The organism is Desulfobulbus elongatus DSM 2908 (genome assembly GCF_000621145.1).
In the GTDB taxonomy this organism is placed as follows: domain Bacteria; phylum Desulfobacterota; class Desulfobulbia; order Desulfobulbales; family Desulfobulbaceae; genus Desulfobulbus; species Desulfobulbus elongatus.
The window spans coordinates 1-18,713 of the sequence record NZ_JHZB01000037.1 but is presented as its reverse complement, the minus strand read 5'-3'; the positions used below and the strand labels follow the sequence as shown (position 1 = coordinate 18,713).

17 protein-coding genes and 1 tRNA gene are annotated in these 18,713 nt (G+C 64.9%); 1 reads left to right on the top strand and 17 read right to left on the bottom strand.

Features of this window, described 5'->3' with window-relative positions:
• Positions 1-63: 63 nt before the first annotated feature.
• From bamJ to rnc, 15 genes are all read right to left on the bottom strand, one after another.
• Positions 64-792 (bottom strand): BamJ family beta-barrel-assembly machinery protein, encoded by a 729-nt coding sequence (gene bamJ / locus Q362_RS0114820; protein WP_028319320.1) that lies wholly within the window; start codon positions 790-792, stop codon positions 64-66.
• Positions 793-1,018: 226 nt separating this feature from the next.
• Entirely contained in the window at positions 1,019-2,317 is a 1,299-nt protein-coding gene (locus Q362_RS0114815; RefSeq protein ID WP_028319319.1) for a phenylacetate--CoA ligase family protein, read from the bottom strand.
• Positions 2,318-2,368: 51 nt separating this feature from the next.
• On the bottom strand, positions 2,369-3,094 hold the full coding sequence (locus tag Q362_RS0114810) for an ABC transporter ATP-binding protein (RefSeq protein WP_028319318.1): 726 nt from the start codon (positions 3,092-3,094) through the stop codon (positions 2,369-2,371).
• A 39-nt stretch (positions 3,095-3,133) separates the two neighbouring features.
• On the bottom strand, positions 3,134-3,940 hold the full coding sequence (locus Q362_RS0114805; protein ID WP_245590243.1) for an ABC transporter ATP-binding protein: 807 nt from the start codon (positions 3,938-3,940) through the stop codon (positions 3,134-3,136).
• Positions 3,937-5,022 (bottom strand): branched-chain amino acid ABC transporter permease, encoded by a 1,086-nt coding sequence (locus tag Q362_RS0114800; protein ID WP_028319316.1) that lies wholly within the window; start codon positions 5,020-5,022, stop codon positions 3,937-3,939. Before Q362_RS0114800 ends, Q362_RS0114805 begins: the two co-directional genes overlap by 4 nt.
• Entirely contained in the window at positions 5,022-5,912 is an 891-nt protein-coding gene (locus Q362_RS0114795) for a branched-chain amino acid ABC transporter permease (RefSeq protein WP_028319315.1), read from the bottom strand. The genes Q362_RS0114800 and Q362_RS0114795 overlap by 1 nt, the downstream gene beginning before the upstream one ends.
• Before the next feature lie 49 nt (positions 5,913-5,961).
• On the bottom strand, positions 5,962-7,122 hold the full coding sequence (locus Q362_RS0114790; RefSeq protein WP_028319314.1) for an ABC transporter substrate-binding protein: 1,161 nt from the start codon (positions 7,120-7,122) through the stop codon (positions 5,962-5,964).
• An 82-nt stretch (positions 7,123-7,204) separates the two neighbouring features.
• Positions 7,205-7,636 carry an ACT domain-containing protein gene (locus Q362_RS0114785; RefSeq protein ID WP_028319313.1) on the bottom strand — a complete coding sequence of 144 codons (432 nt, stop codon included), beginning with the start codon at positions 7,634-7,636 and terminating at the stop codon, positions 7,205-7,207.
• 15 nt (positions 7,637-7,651) lie between these two features.
• Positions 7,652-8,953, bottom strand: a complete 1,302-nt coding sequence (locus Q362_RS0114780; protein WP_028319312.1) for a phenylacetate--CoA ligase family protein — start codon at positions 8,951-8,953, stop codon at positions 7,652-7,654.
• Positions 8,954-8,985: 32 nt separating this feature from the next.
• The gene (locus Q362_RS0114775; RefSeq protein ID WP_028319311.1) at positions 8,986-9,570 is read right to left on the bottom strand and encodes an indolepyruvate oxidoreductase subunit beta; all 585 of its coding nucleotides are present in this window, start codon (positions 9,568-9,570) and stop codon (positions 8,986-8,988) included.
• Positions 9,570-11,381 carry an indolepyruvate ferredoxin oxidoreductase subunit alpha gene (gene iorA / locus Q362_RS0114770; protein ID WP_028319310.1) on the bottom strand — a complete coding sequence of 604 codons (1,812 nt, stop codon included), beginning with the start codon at positions 11,379-11,381 and terminating at the stop codon, positions 9,570-9,572. The genes Q362_RS0114775 and iorA overlap by 1 nt, the downstream gene beginning before the upstream one ends.
• Before the next feature lie 201 nt (positions 11,382-11,582).
• Entirely contained in the window at positions 11,583-13,301 is a 1,719-nt protein-coding gene (locus Q362_RS0114765; RefSeq protein WP_028319309.1) for a DUF3352 domain-containing protein, read from the bottom strand.
• A gap of 218 nt (positions 13,302-13,519) precedes the next feature.
• The gene (locus tag Q362_RS0114760; protein WP_028319308.1) at positions 13,520-15,517 is read right to left on the bottom strand and encodes an ABC-F family ATP-binding cassette domain-containing protein; all 1,998 of its coding nucleotides are present in this window, start codon (positions 15,515-15,517) and stop codon (positions 13,520-13,522) included.
• A 52-nt stretch (positions 15,518-15,569) separates the two neighbouring features.
• Positions 15,570-16,628 (bottom strand): elongator complex protein 3, encoded by a 1,059-nt coding sequence (locus Q362_RS20975; RefSeq protein WP_169737438.1) that lies wholly within the window; start codon positions 16,626-16,628, stop codon positions 15,570-15,572.
• Between the two features lie 5 nt (positions 16,629-16,633).
• A complete protein-coding gene (rnc, locus tag Q362_RS0114750) occupies positions 16,634-17,365 on the bottom strand; it encodes a ribonuclease III (protein ID WP_028319307.1) in 732 nt (243 codons plus the stop codon).
• Between the two features lie 58 nt (positions 17,366-17,423).
• On the opposite strand from rnc, the gene Q362_RS0114745 reads away from it, so the two are divergent.
• Positions 17,424-17,498: transfer RNA gene (locus Q362_RS0114745), tRNA-Cys, on the top strand.
• 144 nt (positions 17,499-17,642) lie between these two features.
• Here Q362_RS0114745 and thpR read toward each other — a convergent pair.
• A complete protein-coding gene (thpR, locus tag Q362_RS0114740; protein WP_028319306.1) occupies positions 17,643-18,215 on the bottom strand; it encodes an RNA 2',3'-cyclic phosphodiesterase in 573 nt (190 codons plus the stop codon).
• A 166-nt stretch (positions 18,216-18,381) separates the two neighbouring features.
• Positions 18,382-18,713 (bottom strand): transposase (locus Q362_RS20970; protein WP_035216961.1); only part of this gene is annotated, 332 nt, incomplete at its 5' end.

Genomic DNA, 18,713 nt, shown 5'->3' with positions numbered 1-18,713 from the left:
CCGGACAGGTCAAGGTTCTGACGTAGCCACAATGTATGACCGAAGGCCACGGTTGCAAAGGGGTTATTCCTTTTTCCCCTTCTCCTTTTCCTTGGCGGGTTGTTGGATTTCAAGCAATTCGACCTGGAACACCAGCATGGAACCGGGCTCGATCACCGGGGGGGCGCCGCGATCGCCATAGGCGAGATCCGGCGGGATGTACAACTCGGCGGTGGTGCCCGTCTCCAGCAGCGGCAGGGCTTCCTGCCAGCCGGCGATGACCTGGTTGACCTGGAAGACGGCCGGTTCGTTGCGTTTGTAGGAGCTGTCGAACTCCTTGCCGTCCAGCAGGGAACCCTTGTAGTGGACCTTGACGGTATCGGCCGGCGTCGGCTTGGCCCCTTGCCCTTTCTTGACGATCTTGTATTGCAGGCCCGACTTAGTCTCCACCACCCCTTCCTTGGCCTTGTTGGCTTTCAGAAATTCCTCGGCGGCCTTGCGGTTCTTCTGCACCATGGCCATGGTCTTCTGGATCTGTTTCTCCTGCTGCCGCTTGGCGAAGGCCTGCTGAATGGTGGCGGCGTCTTCCGGGGTCAGCAACGGCTTGTTGCCGTTGTAGCCGTCAGTGATACCCTGCTGCAGCACGCCCAGATCGAAGTTCTCCTCCAGGCCCTTGAAATACTCGCCCAGATCCAGGCCCATGGCATAACTCAATTTTTGCTCGTCGGTTTTCAACTCCATGGGCTGATCGGCGGCAAAGGCCGGCCGTACCGCGAGCACCAGGGCCAGCAGCCCGGACACATACCATTTCATACACATCTCCTTTCGTAATAATTGACTGGACAAAAGGTATTCACGGTCGGCAGGGATTGGTTGACCGGCCAGGAGCACCAGGATTGGCATTGTCGTCCGCCGTGGCACGAGCCGGGGATTCCGGCGCGAGCGCCGCGCACGCCGCCTGCGTTGTTTGCGCATGCTGCCATAAGCTAATCACCCTTTTTCATCCGGTGTCCACTCTTTTTGTGGCGCGGCGGCACTTTTACAGTTTTCTTTTGTCGATGACCCGCTTGGCCTTGCCTTCGGACCGCTCCAGGGTCTTTTCCTCGACCAGCTTCACCTCGACGCCGACGCCCACCTCCGAGGCCAGCCGGCTTTTGATCCGGTCGATCACCTCGCGCTGCTTCTTCATCTCGTCGAAGAAGATCGATTCCACCACCTCCACCAGCACGGTGATCTTGTCAGCATGGTTTTCCCGCTCGACCACGATCTGGTAATGCGGCTCGGTGCCCTCGACCTCGAACAGGACCTTTTCGATCTGGATGGGAAAGACGTTGACGCCCTTGATGATCAGCATGTCGTCGGAGCGGCCCATCACCCGCTGCATCCGTTTCATCGTCCGGCCGCAGGGGCAGGGCGCGGGGATGAACCGGGTCAGGTCTCTGGTCCGGTAGCGGACCATGGGGAAGGCCTCCTTGGTCAGGGTGGTGATCACCAGTTCGCCCACCTCGCCCTCGGGCACCGGTTCCAGGGTGACGGGGTCGAGAATTTCGAGGAGGAAATGGTCCTCGTTGATGTGCAGGCCGTTGCACTGCTGGCACTCGCCGGACACCCCTGGCCCCATGACCTCGGACAGGCCGTAGTTGTCGGTGGCGATGATGCCCAGTTTCTGGTGGATCTCCTCGCGCATGGCCTCGGACCAGGGTTCGCCGCCGAACAGCCCGTAACGCAGGGAGAGTCCGTTGGGATTGATCCCCGCCTCCATCATGGCGTCGGCCAGGATCAGGGCATAGGAGGGCGTGCAGACCAGGGCCGTGGTCTTGAAGTCCTGCATGATCTGGATCTGGCGCTTGGTGTTGCCGGCCGAGATGGGGATGACCGAGGTCCCGATCAGCTCGGCGCCGTAGTGGAGGCCGAAACCGCCGGTGAACAGGCCGTAGCCGAAGGCGATCTGGATGACGTCGTTTTTGGTGACGCCGGCGGCGGTGATCACCCTGGCCACCAGGTTCGACCATGTCTTGATGTCGTTGCGGGTGTAGCCGACCACCGTGGCCTGGCCCGAGGTGCCGGACGACGAATGCACCCGGACCACGTCGCGTAGGGGTACGGCGAACAGGCCGTAGGGGTAGTTGTCGCGCAGGTCCTGCTTTTCGGTGAACGGCAGCCGCCTCAAATCGTCCAGGGAACGGATGTCGTCGTAGTTGAACTTGAGCTGATCGAATTTTTTCTTGTAGAAGGGAACATGCGTCCCCACCCGATACAGCGTGGACTGCAACCGCTCCAGCTGGAGCTGCTCCAGGTCCTCCCTGGCCATGCATTCTCGTTCCGGTTCCCAGTACATTGTCTCTTTGTCTTCCTTCGGTTCGTCTGGCAGGATGCTCGCATCCTGCGATTAGCCTATCTTTTCCCGCCCCAGGTAGGCCCGCTGGACATCGGCGTTGGCCAGGAGGTCGGCGGCCGGCCCCTGGAGGATGACCTTGCCCACCTCGAGCACATAGCCGCGGTCGGCAATGCCCAGGGCGGCCCTGGCGTTCTGCTCGATCAGGAGCACGGTGTTGCCCTCCTCGCGCAGCCGGCGGATGATCTGAAAGATGTCGCGGACGATGAGCGGCGCCAGCCCGGTGGAGGGTTCGTCCATCATCACCAGTTTCGGGCCGGACATCAGGGCCCGGCCCATGGCCAGCATCTGCTGCTCGCCGCCGGACAGCGTCCCGGCCAACTGCCGCCGCCGCTCGCGCAGGATGGGGAACAGTTCGTACTGATGCTCCAATTCCTTCAGCACCGCCGCCCGGCCCCGCTCCTTTTGCAGGACATGGCCGCCCAGCAACAGGTTTTCCTCCACCGACATCGGTGCAAAGACCTGGCGCCCCTCGGGCACCAGGGCGCAGCCCGAGGCCACGATCTTCGCCACCGACGAGCGGCCGTTGCTGCGGCCGAGAAAGACGATGTCGCCGCGCATCGGCCGGACCAGGCCGACGACGGTGTGCAGCAAAGTGGTCTTGCCGGCGCCGTTGGCGCCGATCATGGTGACGATCTCGCCCGCCTTGACGTGCAGCGAGATGTTTTTCAGCACCCGGAGCTTGCCGTAGCCGGCGTCGAGATTGCGAATCCTCAGCATGGCGCCCGCCAGGGGGAGGGCCGGCCGGGATGCCGGTTTTCAGGCCGCATCGTCCGCTCCCAGGTAGATGTTGATGACCTCGGTGTTCTTCTGGATGTTGGCCGGCGTGTCCTCGGCCAGCTTGGCGCCGAAACTCAAGACCAGGATCTCGTCGGAGATGTCCATGACCAGCGACATGTCGTGCTCGACCAGCAGCACGGTGATGCCCATGTCACGGACGGTGGTGATCAGGCGGGCGACCTCGGCGGTCTCGTAGATATTCAGCCCGGCCGCCGGCTCGTCGAGCAAGAGCAGCTTCGGCTCGGCAGCCAGGGCCCGGGCCATTTCCACCGCCCGCTGCTGGCCGAAGGCGAGGCTGGTGGCCTCGACGTGGGCCAGGTCGGCGATCTGAAGGAAATCGAGCAGTTCCATGGCCCGCGTCCGGATGGCCCGCTCCTCCTTCCAGGTCGAGGGCAGGCTGAACAATCCGGCGAACAACCCGCTCCGGCTTCGCACGTGCCGGCCGACCATGACGCATTCCAGGGCGGTCATGCCGTGGAAGAGCTTGATGTTCTGGAAGGTGCGGGCCATGCCCAGCCGGGCGATCGCATGCGTCTTTTTTCCCTGGATCTCCTCGCCGCGGAAGGTGATGGTGCCGGCGGAAACCGGCAGGTTGCCGGCGATCAGGTTGAACAGGGTGGTCTTGCCGGCGCCGTTGGGGCCGATCACCGCCTTGATGCTGCCCGGCGCCACCGAAAAACTGACGTCGTTGACCGCATGCAGGCCGCCGAACCGTTTGTGCACCCCGTGCAGGGCCAGCAGGGGTTCCTGCCCGCCGCCCATGGTCTGGCCGTTGCCGCCGCTCATGACCGCGCCCCCGGAATGAGCCGGCGCGCCCATTCCTTCAGGCGCAGACTCAGCATGCCCTCCGGGGTGAAGAGCATGACCGCGATCAGGATCGCCCCGAAGACCACGTCGTCATGCGCGCCGAACACGCCGCGCAGGGAGAGAAACGTCAGGCCGACGCCCATGATCAGGGTGCCCCAGAGATTGGTCATGCCGCCCACCGCGACCAGGGCGACATAGCGCACCGACTTCATCACCGAGGCCTCGCTCGGGCCGATGCCGCCGTTGAAATGGGTGAGCAGCACCCCGGCGAGCGCCGCATAGACCGCGCTCAGCACGAAAACCTGGAGCTTGCAGCGGGCGGTTGCGATCCCCGAGGCCTCGGCCGCCTCTTCCGAACTGTGCAGCGAGCGCAGGGCCCGGCCGACCCGCGAACCGATCAGGTTGAGCAACAGGGCCATCCCCAGGATGAGCACTCCCCAGGCCACGTAGAAGTTGAGCACTCGATGCTCGGCGCCGCCGCTGACCACCACCGGCCCGAATCCGCCCAGGGCGGGCAGCAGGGGAAACGCGGGCACCTCGGCGATGCCGTCCGCCTCCCCGAAATAGGGCGAGGCGAGAAAAATCCGGTAGACGATGGTGCCGAAGCCCAGGGTGGCCATGGCCAGATAATGGCCCCTGAGTTTGAGGACGGGCACGCCGATGACCAGGGCCACCAGGCCTGCCAGCGACACCGCCAGCAGGCAGGCCGCCCAGGGCGTCACCGTGAGCAGGGCGGCGCCGTAGATGTCCTGGCCGGCGGCGAGCAGGCCGAGGCTGTCCAGGCCCCGCACCAGCGGCGCATCCCGGAACGGCTCCAGGTTGCGGGTGGTCAGGGCCGCGGCCAGGTAGCCGCCGATGGCGAAGAACCCGGCATGGCCGATGGAAATCTGGCCGGCATAGCCCATGAGCACCCCGAGCCCGATCACCACCAGGCCGTAATAGGCGGCCATGGTCAATTGGGTCAGGTAGTACTGGGTGCCGGTGGCCGCGGTGAGCAGGTGCAGGCCGACGGTCACCAGGCAGAGCGCCGCCAGCGAAATGTTTTTCCGGGGCGTCCGCATCAGAAATCCTTCAGGCGGGCCGCTTCGCTGGAGCCGAAGATTCCGTGCGGCTTGACAAAGAGGATCAGCAACAGGATGGCGATGGCGATGGCGTCCTGGAAGGCGAGCGGCACCACCGAAACCGAAAAGGCCTCGATGATCCCCAGAAGGATGCCGGCCGCCACCGCGGCCAGGGAATTGCCCAGCCCGCCCAGGATGGCCACGGTGAAGCCCTTGATCGCCAGCGAGGTGCCGGAATCGTACTGGGTATAGGTGATCGGCGACATCACGCAGCCGGCCAAGGCGCCGATGCCGGCGCTGAGCATGAACGACAGGGTCACCATGTTGCGGGTGTTGATGCCGCAGAGCAGGGCCGCGGTGCGGTTGGCGGCGCAGGCTCGCATCTCCCGGCCGATGGGTGTGGACCTGAAGAACACGCTCAGGCCGGCCATCATCACCGCGCAGGCCACGATCACCCACACCACCTGCGGCGAAATGTGCACGCTGCCCAGGTTGAAGGTGGTGATCTCGTTGCCGTAGAAATAGGGCAGGCTGCGGATCGACTCGCCCCAGATGTGCAGGGCCGATTCGCGCAGCAGAATGGAGATGCCGATGGTGATGATGATCATCCGCAGCACCGAGGGGCTTTCCAGCCAGCGGATGAACAGCATCTCGATGAGCGCGCCGATGGCCATGGTGATCAGCACCGCCGCGGCGATGGCATAGCCCAGCGGCAGATACTCCAGCAGGGAAATGGCGATCATGCCACCCAGCATCACGAACTCGCCCTGGGCAAAGTTGATGATGCCCGTGGTGTTGTAAATGATGTTGAAGCCGATGGCGACGATGGCGTAGATCGAGCCGTAGGTGATGCCGGCAAAGAGGTATTGTAAAAAGAGATCGAGACTCATGCGGAGAAAAACCGCCGGCGGGCCTCATCGAAGCCCGCCGGCACAGACCTTATTTGCCCTGGTAGAGGACGAACTGGCCGTCCCTGACCGTCATCATGGCAAAGGAATCGATGGTCAGCCCGTTGTGGTCCTCGGGGCTGAAGGTGAACATGCCGCCCACTCCGGGGAAGTTCTTCAGGCCTTCCACGGCGTCGCGCACCTTGGCCCGGTCGTTGCCGGCCTGCCTGACCGCCGCGGCCACCATGTTCATGGCGTCGTAGGCGTAGCCGCCGAAGGCCGAGGCCTCTTCCTTGTAGGCGGCCTCGTACTCGCTCTTGTACTGGCCGAGCAGCGCCTTCTGGGGATGGCCCGCCGGCAGGGCATCGACCACCAGCAGCCGGCCGCAGGGGAAAACGATGCCCTCGGCGGCGGCGCCGGCCGCCCGGACATATTCGATGTTGCCGAACCCGTGGCTCTGGAACAGCGGCACCCGCCAGCCGGCCTGACGCATGTTCTTGGCGATGATGGCCTGGGCCGGCACCACCGACCAGTTGATCACCGCCTGGATGGCCGCATTGGCCTTCAGTTTGGCCACCAGGGCGCTGAGATCGGTGGCCTTGCTGTCATAGGTTTCGGAGGCGGCCACGGTGATGCCGAAGGCGGGCGCCAGTTTCTCCAACTGCTCCTTGCCGGCCTTGCCGAAGCCGTCGTTGCCGGAGGCGAGAGCGACGGTGTCGATCTTGAGCCGCCGCATCTCCTCGAAGATCATCTGGGCGGCGAACGAATCCTTCTGCGGGGTTTTGAACACGTAGCGGGCCACCGGATTGACGATCACATCGGCGGCGGCGCAGGAAATCAGCGTGGTCTGGCCGTCCTCGGCCACCTTCTTCACCGCCATGGATTCGCCCGAGGTGGAGGGGCCGATGATGGCCACCACCTTCTCCTCCTCGATCAGCTGCTTGGCGAAGGAAACCGCCTTTTCCGTGCTGCCGGCCGAATCCTTGACGATCAGTTGGATGGTGTCGCCGCCTATGCCGCCGGCCTTGTTGATCTTCTCGACCACCAGGGCGGCGGTCCGGGCCTCGGGGCCACCGAGAAAAGAGGCCGGCCCGGTCACCGCGAAAATCGCGCCCACCTTGACGGTGCCGGCCAGGGCCGGCGACAGCGCCGGGCCCAGCAGGAGACAGCACACCGCCCCCGCCCGCACCCAGTGCGAAAGACTGCTTTTCATCGTTCCCCCCCTTGTATTCACATTGCATTCCAACAAGCGACACCGCCCTGCCCGCGTCCGGCGAAACGGCGTCGCGGCCCCGTCACAGGGCACAGATCTGCTGCCCGGTCAGCAGGACAAAGCCTTTCTCCTGCAGCACCGCGATGGCCTTGTCCATCTCGTCGAAGCGGAAAATCAGCACGGCGTTGGTCCCGCTCCTGTTGACGAAGGCGTACATGTACTCGACGTTCAGGCCGTCCTCGTGGACCACCTCGAGCACGCTGGCCAGGCCGCCCGCCCGGTCCGGCACCTCGACCGCCACCACGTTGGTCTTGCCGACGGTGAAGCCGCCGGCGCGCAGGGTTTCCTTGGCCAGGTCGACCTTGTCGACGATCAGGCGCAGAATGCCGAAATCGGCGGTATCGGCCACGGACAGCGCCCGGATGTTGATGTCGTTCTCCGCCAGAATACGGGTGATTTCCGCCAGGCGGCCCGATTTGTTCTCGAGAAAAACCGCAATTTGCTCAACACGCATACGATCCTCCTGTGGTTAGATTGTGCGCCGGTCGATGACCCGCTGCGCCTTGCCCTCGGAGCGCTGGATGGAGCGCGGCTCCACCAGCTTCACCTTGCAGGTGACGCCGAGCATGTCCTTGATTTCGGCCTGAATCTTCTTGGTCAGGTTTTCCAGCACCTTGATCTCGTCGGAGAAGATGTTCTCGCTCACCTCGACCAGCACCGACATCACGTCGAGGCTGCCATCGCGGGTGACCTCAATCTGGTAGTGGGGCTCGACCCCGTCGATGCCCATCAGCACGTGCTCGACCTGGGACGGGAACACGTTCACCCCGCGGATGATCAGCATGTCGTCGGTCCGGCCCATGACCTTCTCCATGCGGATCAGGGTGCGGCCGCAGCCGCAGGGTTCGAGGAACAGCCGGGAGATGTCCTTGGTCCGGTAGCGGATCAAGGGGAAGGCCTCTTTGGTCAGGGTGGTGAAGACCAGCTCGCCGGTCTCGCCGTAAGGCAGCGGTTCCAGGGTGTCCGGATCGATGATCTCGGGCAGGAAATTATCTTCGAGGATGTGCATGCCGCGCTCGGAGTGGAGGCACTCCATGGCCACGCCGGGACCGATGATCTCGGACAGGCCGTAGATGTCCACCGCCCTGATGCCCAGCTTGCGCTCCACCTCCTCGCGCATGTTCATGCTCCAAGGTTCGGCGCCGTGGATGCCGACCCGCAGCTTGAGTTCCTCGGTGCGAACGCCGGCGTCGACCATGGCGTCGGCCAGGTTGAGGGCGTAAGAAGGAGTGGAGAGGAGCACGGTGGAGCCGAAGTCGCGCATGATGGTCACCTGGCGCTTGGAATTGCCGCCCGACATCGGGATGACCGTGGCGCCCAGGGCCTCGATGCCGTAGTGGGCGCCGAGGCCGCCGGTGAACAGGCCGTAGCCGTAGGCGTTGTGGACCATGTCGCCCTTGGTCACCCCGGCCATGGTCAGGCAGCGGGCCATGACCGAGGCCCACAGGTCGATGTCCGCCTGGGTGTAGCCGACCACCGTGGACTTGCCGGTGGTGCCCGAGGAGGCGTGCACCCGGATGACGTCGTCCATGGGGGTGGCGAACAGGCCGAAGGGATAGTTGTCGCGCAGGTCGTCCTTGGTGGTGAACGGCAGCTTGCGCAGGTCGGCGAGCGAGCGGATGTCGCCCGGCTTGACCCCGACCGCGTCCATCTTGACCCGGTAGGGCGCCACCTTGTCGTACATGCGATGGACCAGGGCCTGCAACCGCTTGAGCTGGATCGATTCCAGGCCGGACCGGGGCAGCGTCTCGATTTCCTCAACCCACATCATCGTCTCTCCTCTCCTTGTTGGTAGGCGCCGGTTCAGGCGTAGACCGCGGCCCGGCCGGCGGCAAAGGCCTTCTTGTTGACCTCGCGGAACCGCTCCTTGACCGTGTCGTCGATCACCTGAAGGAAGACCTCGGGCTCGACCGCGAGGAAGTTGGACATGGCCCCGACCATGGCCACGTTGGCGGTGCGCAGCTCGCCCACCGACTCGGCCACGGCAAAGGCGTCGATGGCCACCACCTTGATGTGGCGGGCGGTGAGTTCGTCGAGGATGTTCTCGGGATAGGTGGCCCGGCCGAGCGCCACCGCCGGCGGCAGGATCTTCTGGGTGTTGACCACCACGGCGCTGTCGCGGTGCAGGTAGGGCAGGTAGCGCACCGCCTCCAGGATTTCGAAGGCCACCAGGATGTCGGCCGCGCCCAGTTCGATCAGGGGCGAGTAGACTTTCTCTCCGTAGCGGAGATGGGCCTCGACCGAGCCGCCGCGCTGGGCCATGCCGTGGACCTCGCTCTTCTTGACGTCGAAGCCGGCCGCCAACTGGGCATGGGCGGTCAATTCGCTGGCCAGGAGGATGCCCTGGCCGCCCACGCCGGAAAAGAGAATGTTGCCGCTCTGCTTCATCACTTGGCCTCCTTTTTCGTGATCGCGTCGAACTTGCACACGCAGGCGCACTGGCCGCAGCCGTTGCACTGGACCTCGGCGATCCGGGCGAATCCCTTCTGCTTCTCGCGGTAGCCGCGGGCCACCGCCTCCTCGGGGGTGAGCGGCGTCCAGCTGATGGCCGGGCAGCCCATCTGCACGCAGAGCGAACAGCCGGTGCAGTTGTCGAGGTTGGTGCAATAGACCGGTTTCTTGCGCTTGACCTCCTCGGGCAGGAGCACGCAGGGGGCACGGCTGATGATCACCGAGGGTTCGGGGGTCTCGATCTCCTCCTTGAGCACCTTGCGGGTGGCCTCGACATCGTGCGGATTGACCACGGTCACCCGCTTGACGCCGAGCGTCCGACAGAGCGCCTCCAGATCCAGGGCCGGCGCCGCCTCTCCCAGGATGGAGCGGCCCGAGGCCGGGTTGTCCTGGTGGCCGGTCATGGCCGTGGTGCGGTTGTCGAGGATGATCACCGAGGCGTAGGTGCCGTTGTAGACCATGTTCAGCAGGCCGGTGATGCCCGAATGCATGAAGGTGGAGTCGCCGAGCACGGCTACGATCCGGCCCTCTCCCTGCTTGCCCAGCGCCTTGGCCATGCCGTGCGCCATGCTGATCGAGGCGCCCATGCAGACGCAGGCGTCCATGGCCGACAGCGGCGGCAGGAAACCCAGGGTGTAGCAGCCGATGTCGCCGGAGACGAACACGTCCTTCATCCGCGACAGGCCGTAGAACAGGCCGCGGTGCGGGCAGCCGGCGCACATGTTCGGCGGCCGCATCGGCAGCTCCAGCGGGGCGAAGATCTCGCCGACGGTTTCCGGGGCGATGGCCTTGCGAACGATGAACGAATTGAGTTCGCCCTGGTTGGGGATGAGGTCCTTGCCCCGGCAGGCGATGCCCATGGCCTTGAGATGAGTCTCGATGAAGGGATCGAGTTCCTCGACCACGATCAGTTCGTCCACGGTGGCGGCAAAGGCGCGGATCATCTTTTCCGGCAGCGGCCAGACCATGCCGAGTTTGAGCACCGGCGCGTCGGGAAAGGCCTCCTTGACGTAGTTGTAGGGCACGCCCGAGGTGATGAAGCCGCGCCTGCCGGTACCGGGCTCGATCCGGTTTTCCGGCAGGGTCTCGGCCAGGTCGCGGGCGGCCTGCATCCGTTTTTCCACGGCCACCCGCCGCACTCGGGCGTTGCCGGGCAGCATGACCAGCTTGGCCGGCGCCTTCTCGATCGAGGGTTCAGGCGTCGCGCTGCGGGCGCCCTTCTCGACCACGCCCCGCACATGGGCGATGCGGGTGGTGATGCGCATGATCACCGGCGTGTCCAGCTGCTCGCTCAGTTCGTAGGCCCGGACGATCATCTGCTTGGCCTCGGCCGGATCGGAGGGTTCGAGCAGGGGCAGCTTGGCGGCAAAGGCGTAGTTGCGGTTGTCCTGCTCGTTCTGGGAACTGTGCATCTGGGGATCGTCGGCGTTCAGGATCACCAGGCCGCCGCGCACGCCGGTGTAGGCGGCGGTAAACAGGGGGTCCGCGGCCACGTTGAGGCCGACATGCTTCATGGTGGCCAGGGCGCGGGCACCGGCGAAGGAGGCGCCGATGGCCACTTCCAGCCCCACCTTCTCGTTGGGCGCCCACTCGGTGTAGACCCCTTCGCAGCGGGACAGATTGCCCATGATCTCGGTCGAGGGCGTGCCCGGATAGCCCGACGCCACCCGGACACCCGCCTCCCAGGCGCCGAGGGCGATCGCCTCGTTGCCGGAAAGCCACAACTTCGTCTCGTTCTCAAACGCCACGTCTTTCCTCCTTGCTGTTGTTCACGGAAATCGGCCGCCATGCCGGCCGGCGCCGCACCTCATCCCCACGGGTGCGGCGGGGCTGCACCGCCGTGTCCATTCTTCCCGCACAGTTGGCCAAGTGTGCATCCTTACCTTGAATGGCAAGGGTAAGGCAAGCCCTTTTTCCCGCTCTTTCCCCCTTCTGCATCACGCGGCCGTTCATTGGCCGTTCGCGCCTGCCGCCTGGTTTTTGGCCCTGGTGATCGTCAGGGTCCATTCCATCCGCTCCCTGCTCACCCGGGTGGTTCCGGCCATCAGTTCCGTCGATCGCATCAGTTGCACCAGCTCGCGATTGAGCCGCTCCAGGCTGGTCCCCTTGCTGGTGGCCAGGATGGCGGCCAGCCAGTCGATGGTCTCGCCGGTCTGCCGCGCCATTCGGGCGGGAAACACGACGAAGTCGCTGAAATTGGCGTCCCCCATCCGGCCGGCCAGCTCCGGGCCGAGCTGCGCGGCCACCGGCGCGGCCAGAACGTCGGGGGCGGCCTTGGTTTCAAGCATCATTTTGATTGCCTCCTTGCTGGTGGACAGGTAGAGCATGTTTTCGGCGAGCACCGCCGCCGGCTGGGCCGCACCGGGCAGGACCGGCCAGGAATAGACGGTCTGTCCCGCCACCTGTTCCTGCTCCTCGGCGGTGATCCCCTCGCCGGCAACGAGACGCCGCAACCCGTTCAGCGCGGTCTCGGCGACCGTGCGGTCGCGGACCTCGACGAAAAAGGTCAGCTTCGGCCAGGGGAACAGGGGGGTGCGGACGATGTCGTCGAGCACGCCGCCGTACTGGGGGCCAAAGGCCCGGCCCAATTCCTCCAGGGAGACGCCCAGGTTCTGCCGGACCTCGGCGTCGGTCTTGCGGTACTCCTCGGCATCGGCGGCCCCCATGGCTTTCATGATCCGCTCCGCCTGGAGCGACGAGGCCCAGTTGTAGGCAAGGGTGTGCTCCGTGAGCAGATGCAGGCTCTGGTTACCCTTGGCCGCCGCATCGAGCAGATCTTGCATTGCCGGATGGAGCTGGTCATAGGTCAGGCCGGCTTGCCCCCGGCTTTCCAGGCCCTGGGCGGTCCCGTAGCTGATCGAATACATGGTGCCGACCCCGGCCAGCATCTCCCCGGTTTCCCTGAGTTCGGCCACGGCCGCCGTCTTGAACAGTTCGGCCACGGCCGGGAAATTGACATACATCCGGGAATAGGTCGTTGCCTCGGGAAAGGTCTTCCAAAAGGCTGCCGCCGCCTGGAAGGCCGACGCTTTGTCCAGGGCGGCCTCGCCCTTGCCGGCGGCGAGGCAGGCCTTGATGGCGGCCGGCGCGCTGGCCAGAAAGACCATCCTGCCCTCGGCATGGCCATAGAAGACCTGCCCCTTGTCCGGGGTGATCTTGACCAGATCCAGGCCGTCCACCGTTTCCCGGCCGATCCGGGCATTTTTGATCAACCGGCTCAGCATGTCCAGGGCGCTGGCGGCTGATGTCCGGGCCACCACCACCAGGGCATCGCGCAGCGCCTCCTGCGGCTTTTCGGCCAGGACGGTGCGGTCCGGCGGCAGCAGGGCCAGGGTGGCGTCGTCGCCGAACACGGCGCGGAAGGCTGGATCGTTCGCCACCGCTGCCACCGAATCGTAGACGCGGTCGTATTCGGCAATGTCCTGGGGCTCGCCGCCCATCTCCCGGACAATGGCGTGGACCGTGTCCTTGGCGAGCACCTGCCCCAGCGGCGAGGCGGCAAAGCCGTCGGCGAGCGCACCGGCGTGGGTCAGGTTGACGGTACCCACCACATCCGGCGGCAGAAAGCGCGCATAGGGGTTGACCGCCGCCCTGTCCCCCAGCAGGAAATACAAACCGGCGGCAACGACAGCCGCCACGCACAGGCCAATGGCCACACTCTTTTTCATTCGATTGCTCCGTTCAGGGATAATTCCATTGCCAAATCAAACACAAGGCATGCTTCGTCCAGCGAATGCCGGTAGGAACCGGATCATTTCGAGGAGCGAAGCGACGAGAAATCTCCGTGCTACGACGATTCCGCGCTGCGCGCGTCGAAACGACGGATTGCACCTCCTGGAGCCTGCCCCGTGCCGAGCAGAATGCCCCGTCCGGCAATACCGGAAGCTCACTCCTCGGTGGCCGCCGCTTCCCGCTCGATGGTCTCGATGGCCTGCTGGGCCTCTTCCCAGCGCTGGTAGGCCCGCTCCAACTGGCGTTCCACCTGGCCGTATTCCCGGCTGACCGCGCTCCACTGCTCCTGGTCGCCGTAGAGATCGGGATCGGCCATCCGGGCTTCGAGTTCGGCCTTGCGGCCTTCCAGCCGCCCGATCTCCCGCTCGGCCTCCTCGCTCTTCTTCTTCAGCGGCCCGAGTTTCTTGTTGAGCTGCTGCCGCTCCAGGGCCCGCTGCTTGCGCAGCGCCTTCTTGTCGACACTCTGGCCGGCATCGGCGGCCTCGGTTCGCACGGCAGCCGCCTCGCCCCGCGCCGGTTGCGGCGTCGCGGCTTCGCCCTGAGTCTCCATCTTCCGCCGCCATTCGAGGTAGTCGTCGATGTTGCCCTCATGGAGCGTGGCTTTGCCGTTTCTGATCTCCAGCACCTTGTTGATGAAGGAGTTGACGAAGAAGCGGTTGTGCGAGACCACGACGATCGTGCCCTCGTACTGGGCCATGGCCTCCTGGAGGATCTCCTGGGAACTCATGTCGAGGTGGTTGGTGGGCTCGTCGAGCAGCATCAGGTTGGCCGGCCGCACCAGCATCCTGGCCAGGGCCACCCGCGATTTCTCGCCGCCGGACAGCACCCGCACCTGCTTCTCCACCTCGTCGCCGGTGAACAGGAAGGCGCCCAGGAGCGAGCGGACCTGGGTGATGGTCATGTCCACGGCGGTGTGGTAGACGGTATCGAGGATGGTCAGTTCGCCGGCCAGTTCCTGGGCCTGGTGCTGGCCGAAGTAGGAGAGGATGACGTTGTGGCCGAGCCTGATCGCGCCCTCGGCCTGCAATTGCCCAGCCAGGATTTTGAGCAGCGTGGTCTTGCCGGCGCCGTTGACGCCGACCACCGCCAGCTTATCGCCGCGTTGCAGGGAAAAGCCGACCCCGTCGAAAACCGGCTTGCCGTGGTAGCTCTTGCGCACGTTTTCCAGTTGGAGCACGTCGCGGCCCGAGGGGGCCGCCGGCGGAAAGGCGAAGCGGATGGTGCGGTCGGTCTCGGAGAGTTCGATCCGCTCCAGCTTTTCCAACTGCTTGACCCGACTCTGCACCTGGCGGGCCTTGGTCGATTTGGCCCGAAAGCGGGTGATGAACCGCTCGGACTGGCGGATCATGGCCTGCTGATTGTCGTAGGCGGCCCGCTCCAGCTCCAGCCGCTGCGCCTTTTCCACCAGGTAGTGGGAATAGTTGCCGCGGAAGACGCTCAGGCGGCCCAGGCTCAGCTCCCAGGTGGTCGAGGTCACCCGGTCGAGGAAGGCCCGGTCGTGGGAGATGATGACCATCGCCCCCTGGTAGCCAATGAGAAAGTCCTCCAGCCAGGTGAGCGAGTCGAGGTCGAGGTGGTTGGTGGGCTCGTCCAGCAGCAGGAGCGCGGGCCGCTTGAGCAGCAACTTGGCCAGCAACAGCCGCATGATCCAGCCGCCGGAGAAACTTTTCACCTCGCGGTCGAGGTCGGCGGCGGAGAAACCGAGGCCGAACAGCACCCGCTCGACCTGGGGCCGGATGCGGAAGACGTCGCTCCCCTCCAGCAGGTGCTGCAACTCGCCCTGCCGAGCCAGCAGCCCGTCGATGGCCGGATCGCCGGCATCGAGCAGGGCCAGTTCGCCGCTCACCCGTTCCAGTTCCTCCTGCTGGGCCAGGACATCGTCGAAGGCTGACTCCGCCTCGGCAAAGAGGCTGCGGCTGCCGAGGTCGATGCTCACCTCCTGGGGCAGGTAGGCCACGGTGAACCAGGACGCCCGGTTGACGATGCCGGGATCGACGTCCTGCTCGCCGCTCATGATCTTGAGCAAGGTCGATTTGCCCGCGCCGTTGACCCCGGCTAGCCCGACCCGGTCGCCGGTATGGATCTGGACCGAGACGTCGCGGAACAGGTGCTTGCTGCCGTATTGCAGATTGAGGTCGTTGATGCTGAGCATGGATAGATGTTGTGCGAAAATTATCTGTCGCGGTCGGAACCGTGGGGATCGATCAGGAGGATGCGGCCCGACCGGACGTGCCCGCTCCGGGCGAGCCGGCCGGAAAAAGCCGCAGCGTCTGCCGCGGCTGGGCGGGATCGGTGCGCAGGACAAAGCGATCGAGCAGGCCCAACTGGCGCAACCGGCGCAGGTTGGCGCAACCGGGGCCGCGAAAGACCGACTGATCCCGCTCGGCGATCACCAGCGCGACCGGGTCCGCAGCCGGGACCCCGGCCAGCAGGCTGCGGGTCCGGCACAACATCAGCCGCGCCCGGACCAGTTCGCCGAAGGCCGGGTGATGGGGGCCGGCCACCAGGGCGCGCGCCAACTCCGCCGTGGGTTGCAGGCCCATCCGTACCACCCCGATCCCCTCGGCGTCAAACCGTTTCTGCAGATACGCCGCCCAGGCCACGGCCCGGCCGAGGCTGAGCGGCCGGTATCCTCCCCGGTGGTACAACTGTTCCAGGCCGCTGCCGCGCAGGACCAGGGCCGGATAGATGCGGACGAAATCCGGCCGCAGGCGGATCACCTCGGCGGCCGTGCGCGCCAGCGAGCGGAAATGCTCGCCGGGCAGGCCCAGCATGAGCTGAAGGCCCAGGCGCAGGCCGCGCGTCCTGATCAGATGGGCGGCGGCGGCAATGGCGGCGGCATCGTGGCCGCGGCCGGAGCGGCGCAGGACCTCGTCGTCGCAGGATTGGGCGCCTAGCTCGACCGTCGAGACCCGGTGGCGGAGCAGCAGGTCGAGCCGCTCGTCATCGATGGCATCGGGCCGGGTGGAGAGGCGGATGGCCTGCACCAGACCCTGCTGCCGGAAAGGCTGCACCGCTGCCAGCAATTCCGTCTGCCGGGCATGGGGCAGACAGGTGAAACTGCCGCCGTAAAAGGCCACCTCGACCTCTTGCCGGTTCTCCGGCTTTGCTCGCGCCAGCCAGGCGCGAATCGTGGCACCGACGTCCGCGCCGGCCGAAGGGGGCGCCGCCTGGCCGCTGATGCCGTGTTGGTCGCAGAACAGGCAGCGGTGGGGGCAGCCCTCGTGGGGGATGAAAACCGGGATCACCAGCATCCGTCGCATCCGCCTCATCCGTGCCGCCGCTGCAGGACGGCCAGGCCCGCGCGGGCGGCCAACTGTTCCGCCTCCTTCTTGCTGGAGGCCCTGCCGGTGCCCAGTTCCTCGCCCTGGAACCGCACCGCGATCGAGAAAAGGCGGGCATGGGCCGGTCCCTCCTCGTCCACCAGCACATATTCGGGCCCCTCGTTGAACCGCTCCTGCAAGAGTTCCTGGAGGGCGCTCTTGGCATCGGCACTGACCAGCTGCTCCTGGTGCCGGTCGATATGCGGCTCGAAGAAACGGCGGACAAAGGCCAGGGCCGCGTCGTAGCCGCCGTCGAGGAAAATCGCCCCCACCAGAGCCTCGTAGGCGCAGGACAGGATCGACGGCTTGTCCTGACCCTGGGAGGCGGTTTCCCCCTTGCCCAAGAAGAGATGCCGGCCGAGATCGATCTCCTTGGCCCGTTCCGCCAGCCCGCCCTCGTTGACCAGGGCCGAGCGGATGCGGGTCAGCTTGCCTTCCCGCATCTCGGGAAAGCGGGTGAAGAGGATGAAGCCGACGGTGAGATCGAGGACCGCGTCGCCGAGGAATTCCTGGGTTTCGTTGTGGCGGCCGTCGTCGAGCCGTTCAAAGGCGAAGGAGCTGTGGATGAGAGAGAGTTGCAGCAACCGCAGGTCGCGGAACCGGTAACCGATCCGTTCCTGCAACTCCTGCAACCCTTCCTCGTTGTCCTGGATCAGGGCCGCGAGCGTGGTTCCCATGGGTTTTGATTTCTCCTTGTCAAAAGACAAATCTCTGGTTATAAGTGCCGCACACTTGGGCGACGTAGCCAAGAGGTAAGGCAGTGGTCTGCAAAACCATTATTCAGCGGTTCAAATCCGCTCGTCGCCTCCAGAAAATCCAAGCGGTCATCGGGCTTTCCCGATGACCGCTTTTTTTATGGCCTGCAACCACACGGTATGTACCTGATGCCGTCCGCGAGGTCAAGCAGGGCAACAAAAAAAGGCAGAGCCGCCCCGGCCCTGCCTTTTTTGCTTTTCAGGGAGGGTCACGATGCAATGCCGCCCCCTCATTCCGGAACATGTACGCCTGCTCAAGGCAATGCGTCGCTCCCTTGCGGCCGAGCACGCTTGCATAGAGGGAAAAGCGGTCCACCGCGAACGGACCGCCGGCGAACAACCCGTGCATCGCAAGATATTTGCCGACCTTCGAGGCCGGTGTGTGCTGCAAGCGGGCCAGGGTGATATGCGGCGAGTATTTCCGATTTTCCAACTCGATACCCATCTGGAACAGACGGGTGGCGATCTTGCGCTGGAGGACCGTCAGGGGCTCGCATCGCTCGACCCCGGCCCAAAGGACACGGGGTTGGCCGCTGGGTGGGAAAAACCCCACACCTCGCACGCGCAGATCGAATGGCGCGACGGCGATCCCGGTCAAGGCCTCGCGGATATCGAGAAACGTAGTGCCGTCGACCTCGCCGATGAAACAGAGGGTGAGGTGGAGCTGCTCCGGCGGCGTCCAGCGGGCATCGGGCAGGCCGCAGCAGAGAGAGGCGAGCTGTTCCCGGATCGCTTCCGGTGGATCGATGGCGACAAAAAGCCGTTTGTTCATGGCTCGATTCGTTTCGGTTGCGGGCGACAGAGGTGGAGAGGTGGCTTCACCCGTTTGGACAGCATTCTGTGAATTGTAAGTAGAGCCTCTGCCCTGGTCATGCTGCCGATCGCACTGCCAGCGGCCTGGTGACGTACGCCTCGTCCGGCGTCTGTCTGTTTAGTGATTATCCATAAATAACCATGACCTTGTTCAGGACAATCATGGCGGCTGCCAATGTGTTGAGTGCAATGTACGAGAGATCTGTCTTCTCGTATCGTGGTATCAATTTGCGAAACCGGTTGAACCATGAATGTGCTAACTCAACGACCCAGCGCCGTGCCTTGAACGAAGGATCTCTTTCGATCAATTTTTTCTCTTCGCCTCGTGGGCGGATGTGGGGGATGAAGCCATTGGAGAGTACAGTATCCTCCTTGCCCACATATGCTGCATCAAGGCAGAGATTTTGCGGAGTATCCTTTTCTTTTGGCGCCACCACTCTGTTTTTCAGCAAAACGT

Bases quoted from the DNA above. Each gene is read 5' to 3' on its own strand.
- bamJ (WP_028319320.1), bottom strand. From the start codon at position 792: ATGAAATGGTATGTGTCCGGGCTGCTGGCCCTGGTGCTCGCGGTACGG.
- Q362_RS0114815 (WP_028319319.1), bottom strand. From the start codon at position 2,317: ATGTACTGGGAACCGGAACGAGAATGCATGGCCAGGGAGGACCTGGAG.
- Q362_RS0114810 (WP_028319318.1), bottom strand. From the start codon at position 3,094: ATGCTGAGGATTCGCAATCTCGACGCCGGCTACGGCAAGCTCCGGGTG.
- Q362_RS0114805 (WP_245590243.1), bottom strand. From the start codon at position 3,940: ATGAGCGGCGGCAACGGCCAGACCATGGGCGGCGGGCAGGAACCCCTG.
- Q362_RS0114800 (WP_028319316.1), bottom strand. From the start codon at position 5,022: ATGCGGACGCCCCGGAAAAACATTTCGCTGGCGGCGCTCTGCCTGGTG.
- Q362_RS0114795 (WP_028319315.1), bottom strand. From the start codon at position 5,912: ATGAGTCTCGATCTCTTTTTACAATACCTCTTTGCCGGCATCACCTAC.
- Q362_RS0114790 (WP_028319314.1), bottom strand. From the start codon at position 7,122: ATGAAAAGCAGTCTTTCGCACTGGGTGCGGGCGGGGGCGGTGTGCTGT.
- Q362_RS0114785 (WP_028319313.1), bottom strand. From the start codon at position 7,636: ATGCGTGTTGAGCAAATTGCGGTTTTTCTCGAGAACAAATCGGGCCGC.
- Q362_RS0114780 (WP_028319312.1), bottom strand. From the start codon at position 8,953: ATGATGTGGGTTGAGGAAATCGAGACGCTGCCCCGGTCCGGCCTGGAA.
- Q362_RS0114775 (WP_028319311.1), bottom strand. From the start codon at position 9,570: ATGAAGCAGAGCGGCAACATTCTCTTTTCCGGCGTGGGCGGCCAGGGC.
- Q362_RS0114765 (WP_028319309.1), bottom strand. From the start codon at position 13,301: ATGAAAAAGAGTGTGGCCATTGGCCTGTGCGTGGCGGCTGTCGTTGCC.
- Q362_RS0114760 (WP_028319308.1), bottom strand. From the start codon at position 15,517: ATGCTCAGCATCAACGACCTCAATCTGCAATACGGCAGCAAGCACCTG.
- Q362_RS20975 (WP_169737438.1), bottom strand. From the start codon at position 16,628: ATGCGACGGATGCTGGTGATCCCGGTTTTCATCCCCCACGAGGGCTGC.
- rnc (WP_028319307.1), bottom strand. From the start codon at position 17,365: ATGGGAACCACGCTCGCGGCCCTGATCCAGGACAACGAGGAAGGGTTG.
- thpR (WP_028319306.1), bottom strand. From the start codon at position 18,215: ATGAACAAACGGCTTTTTGTCGCCATCGATCCACCGGAAGCGATCCGG.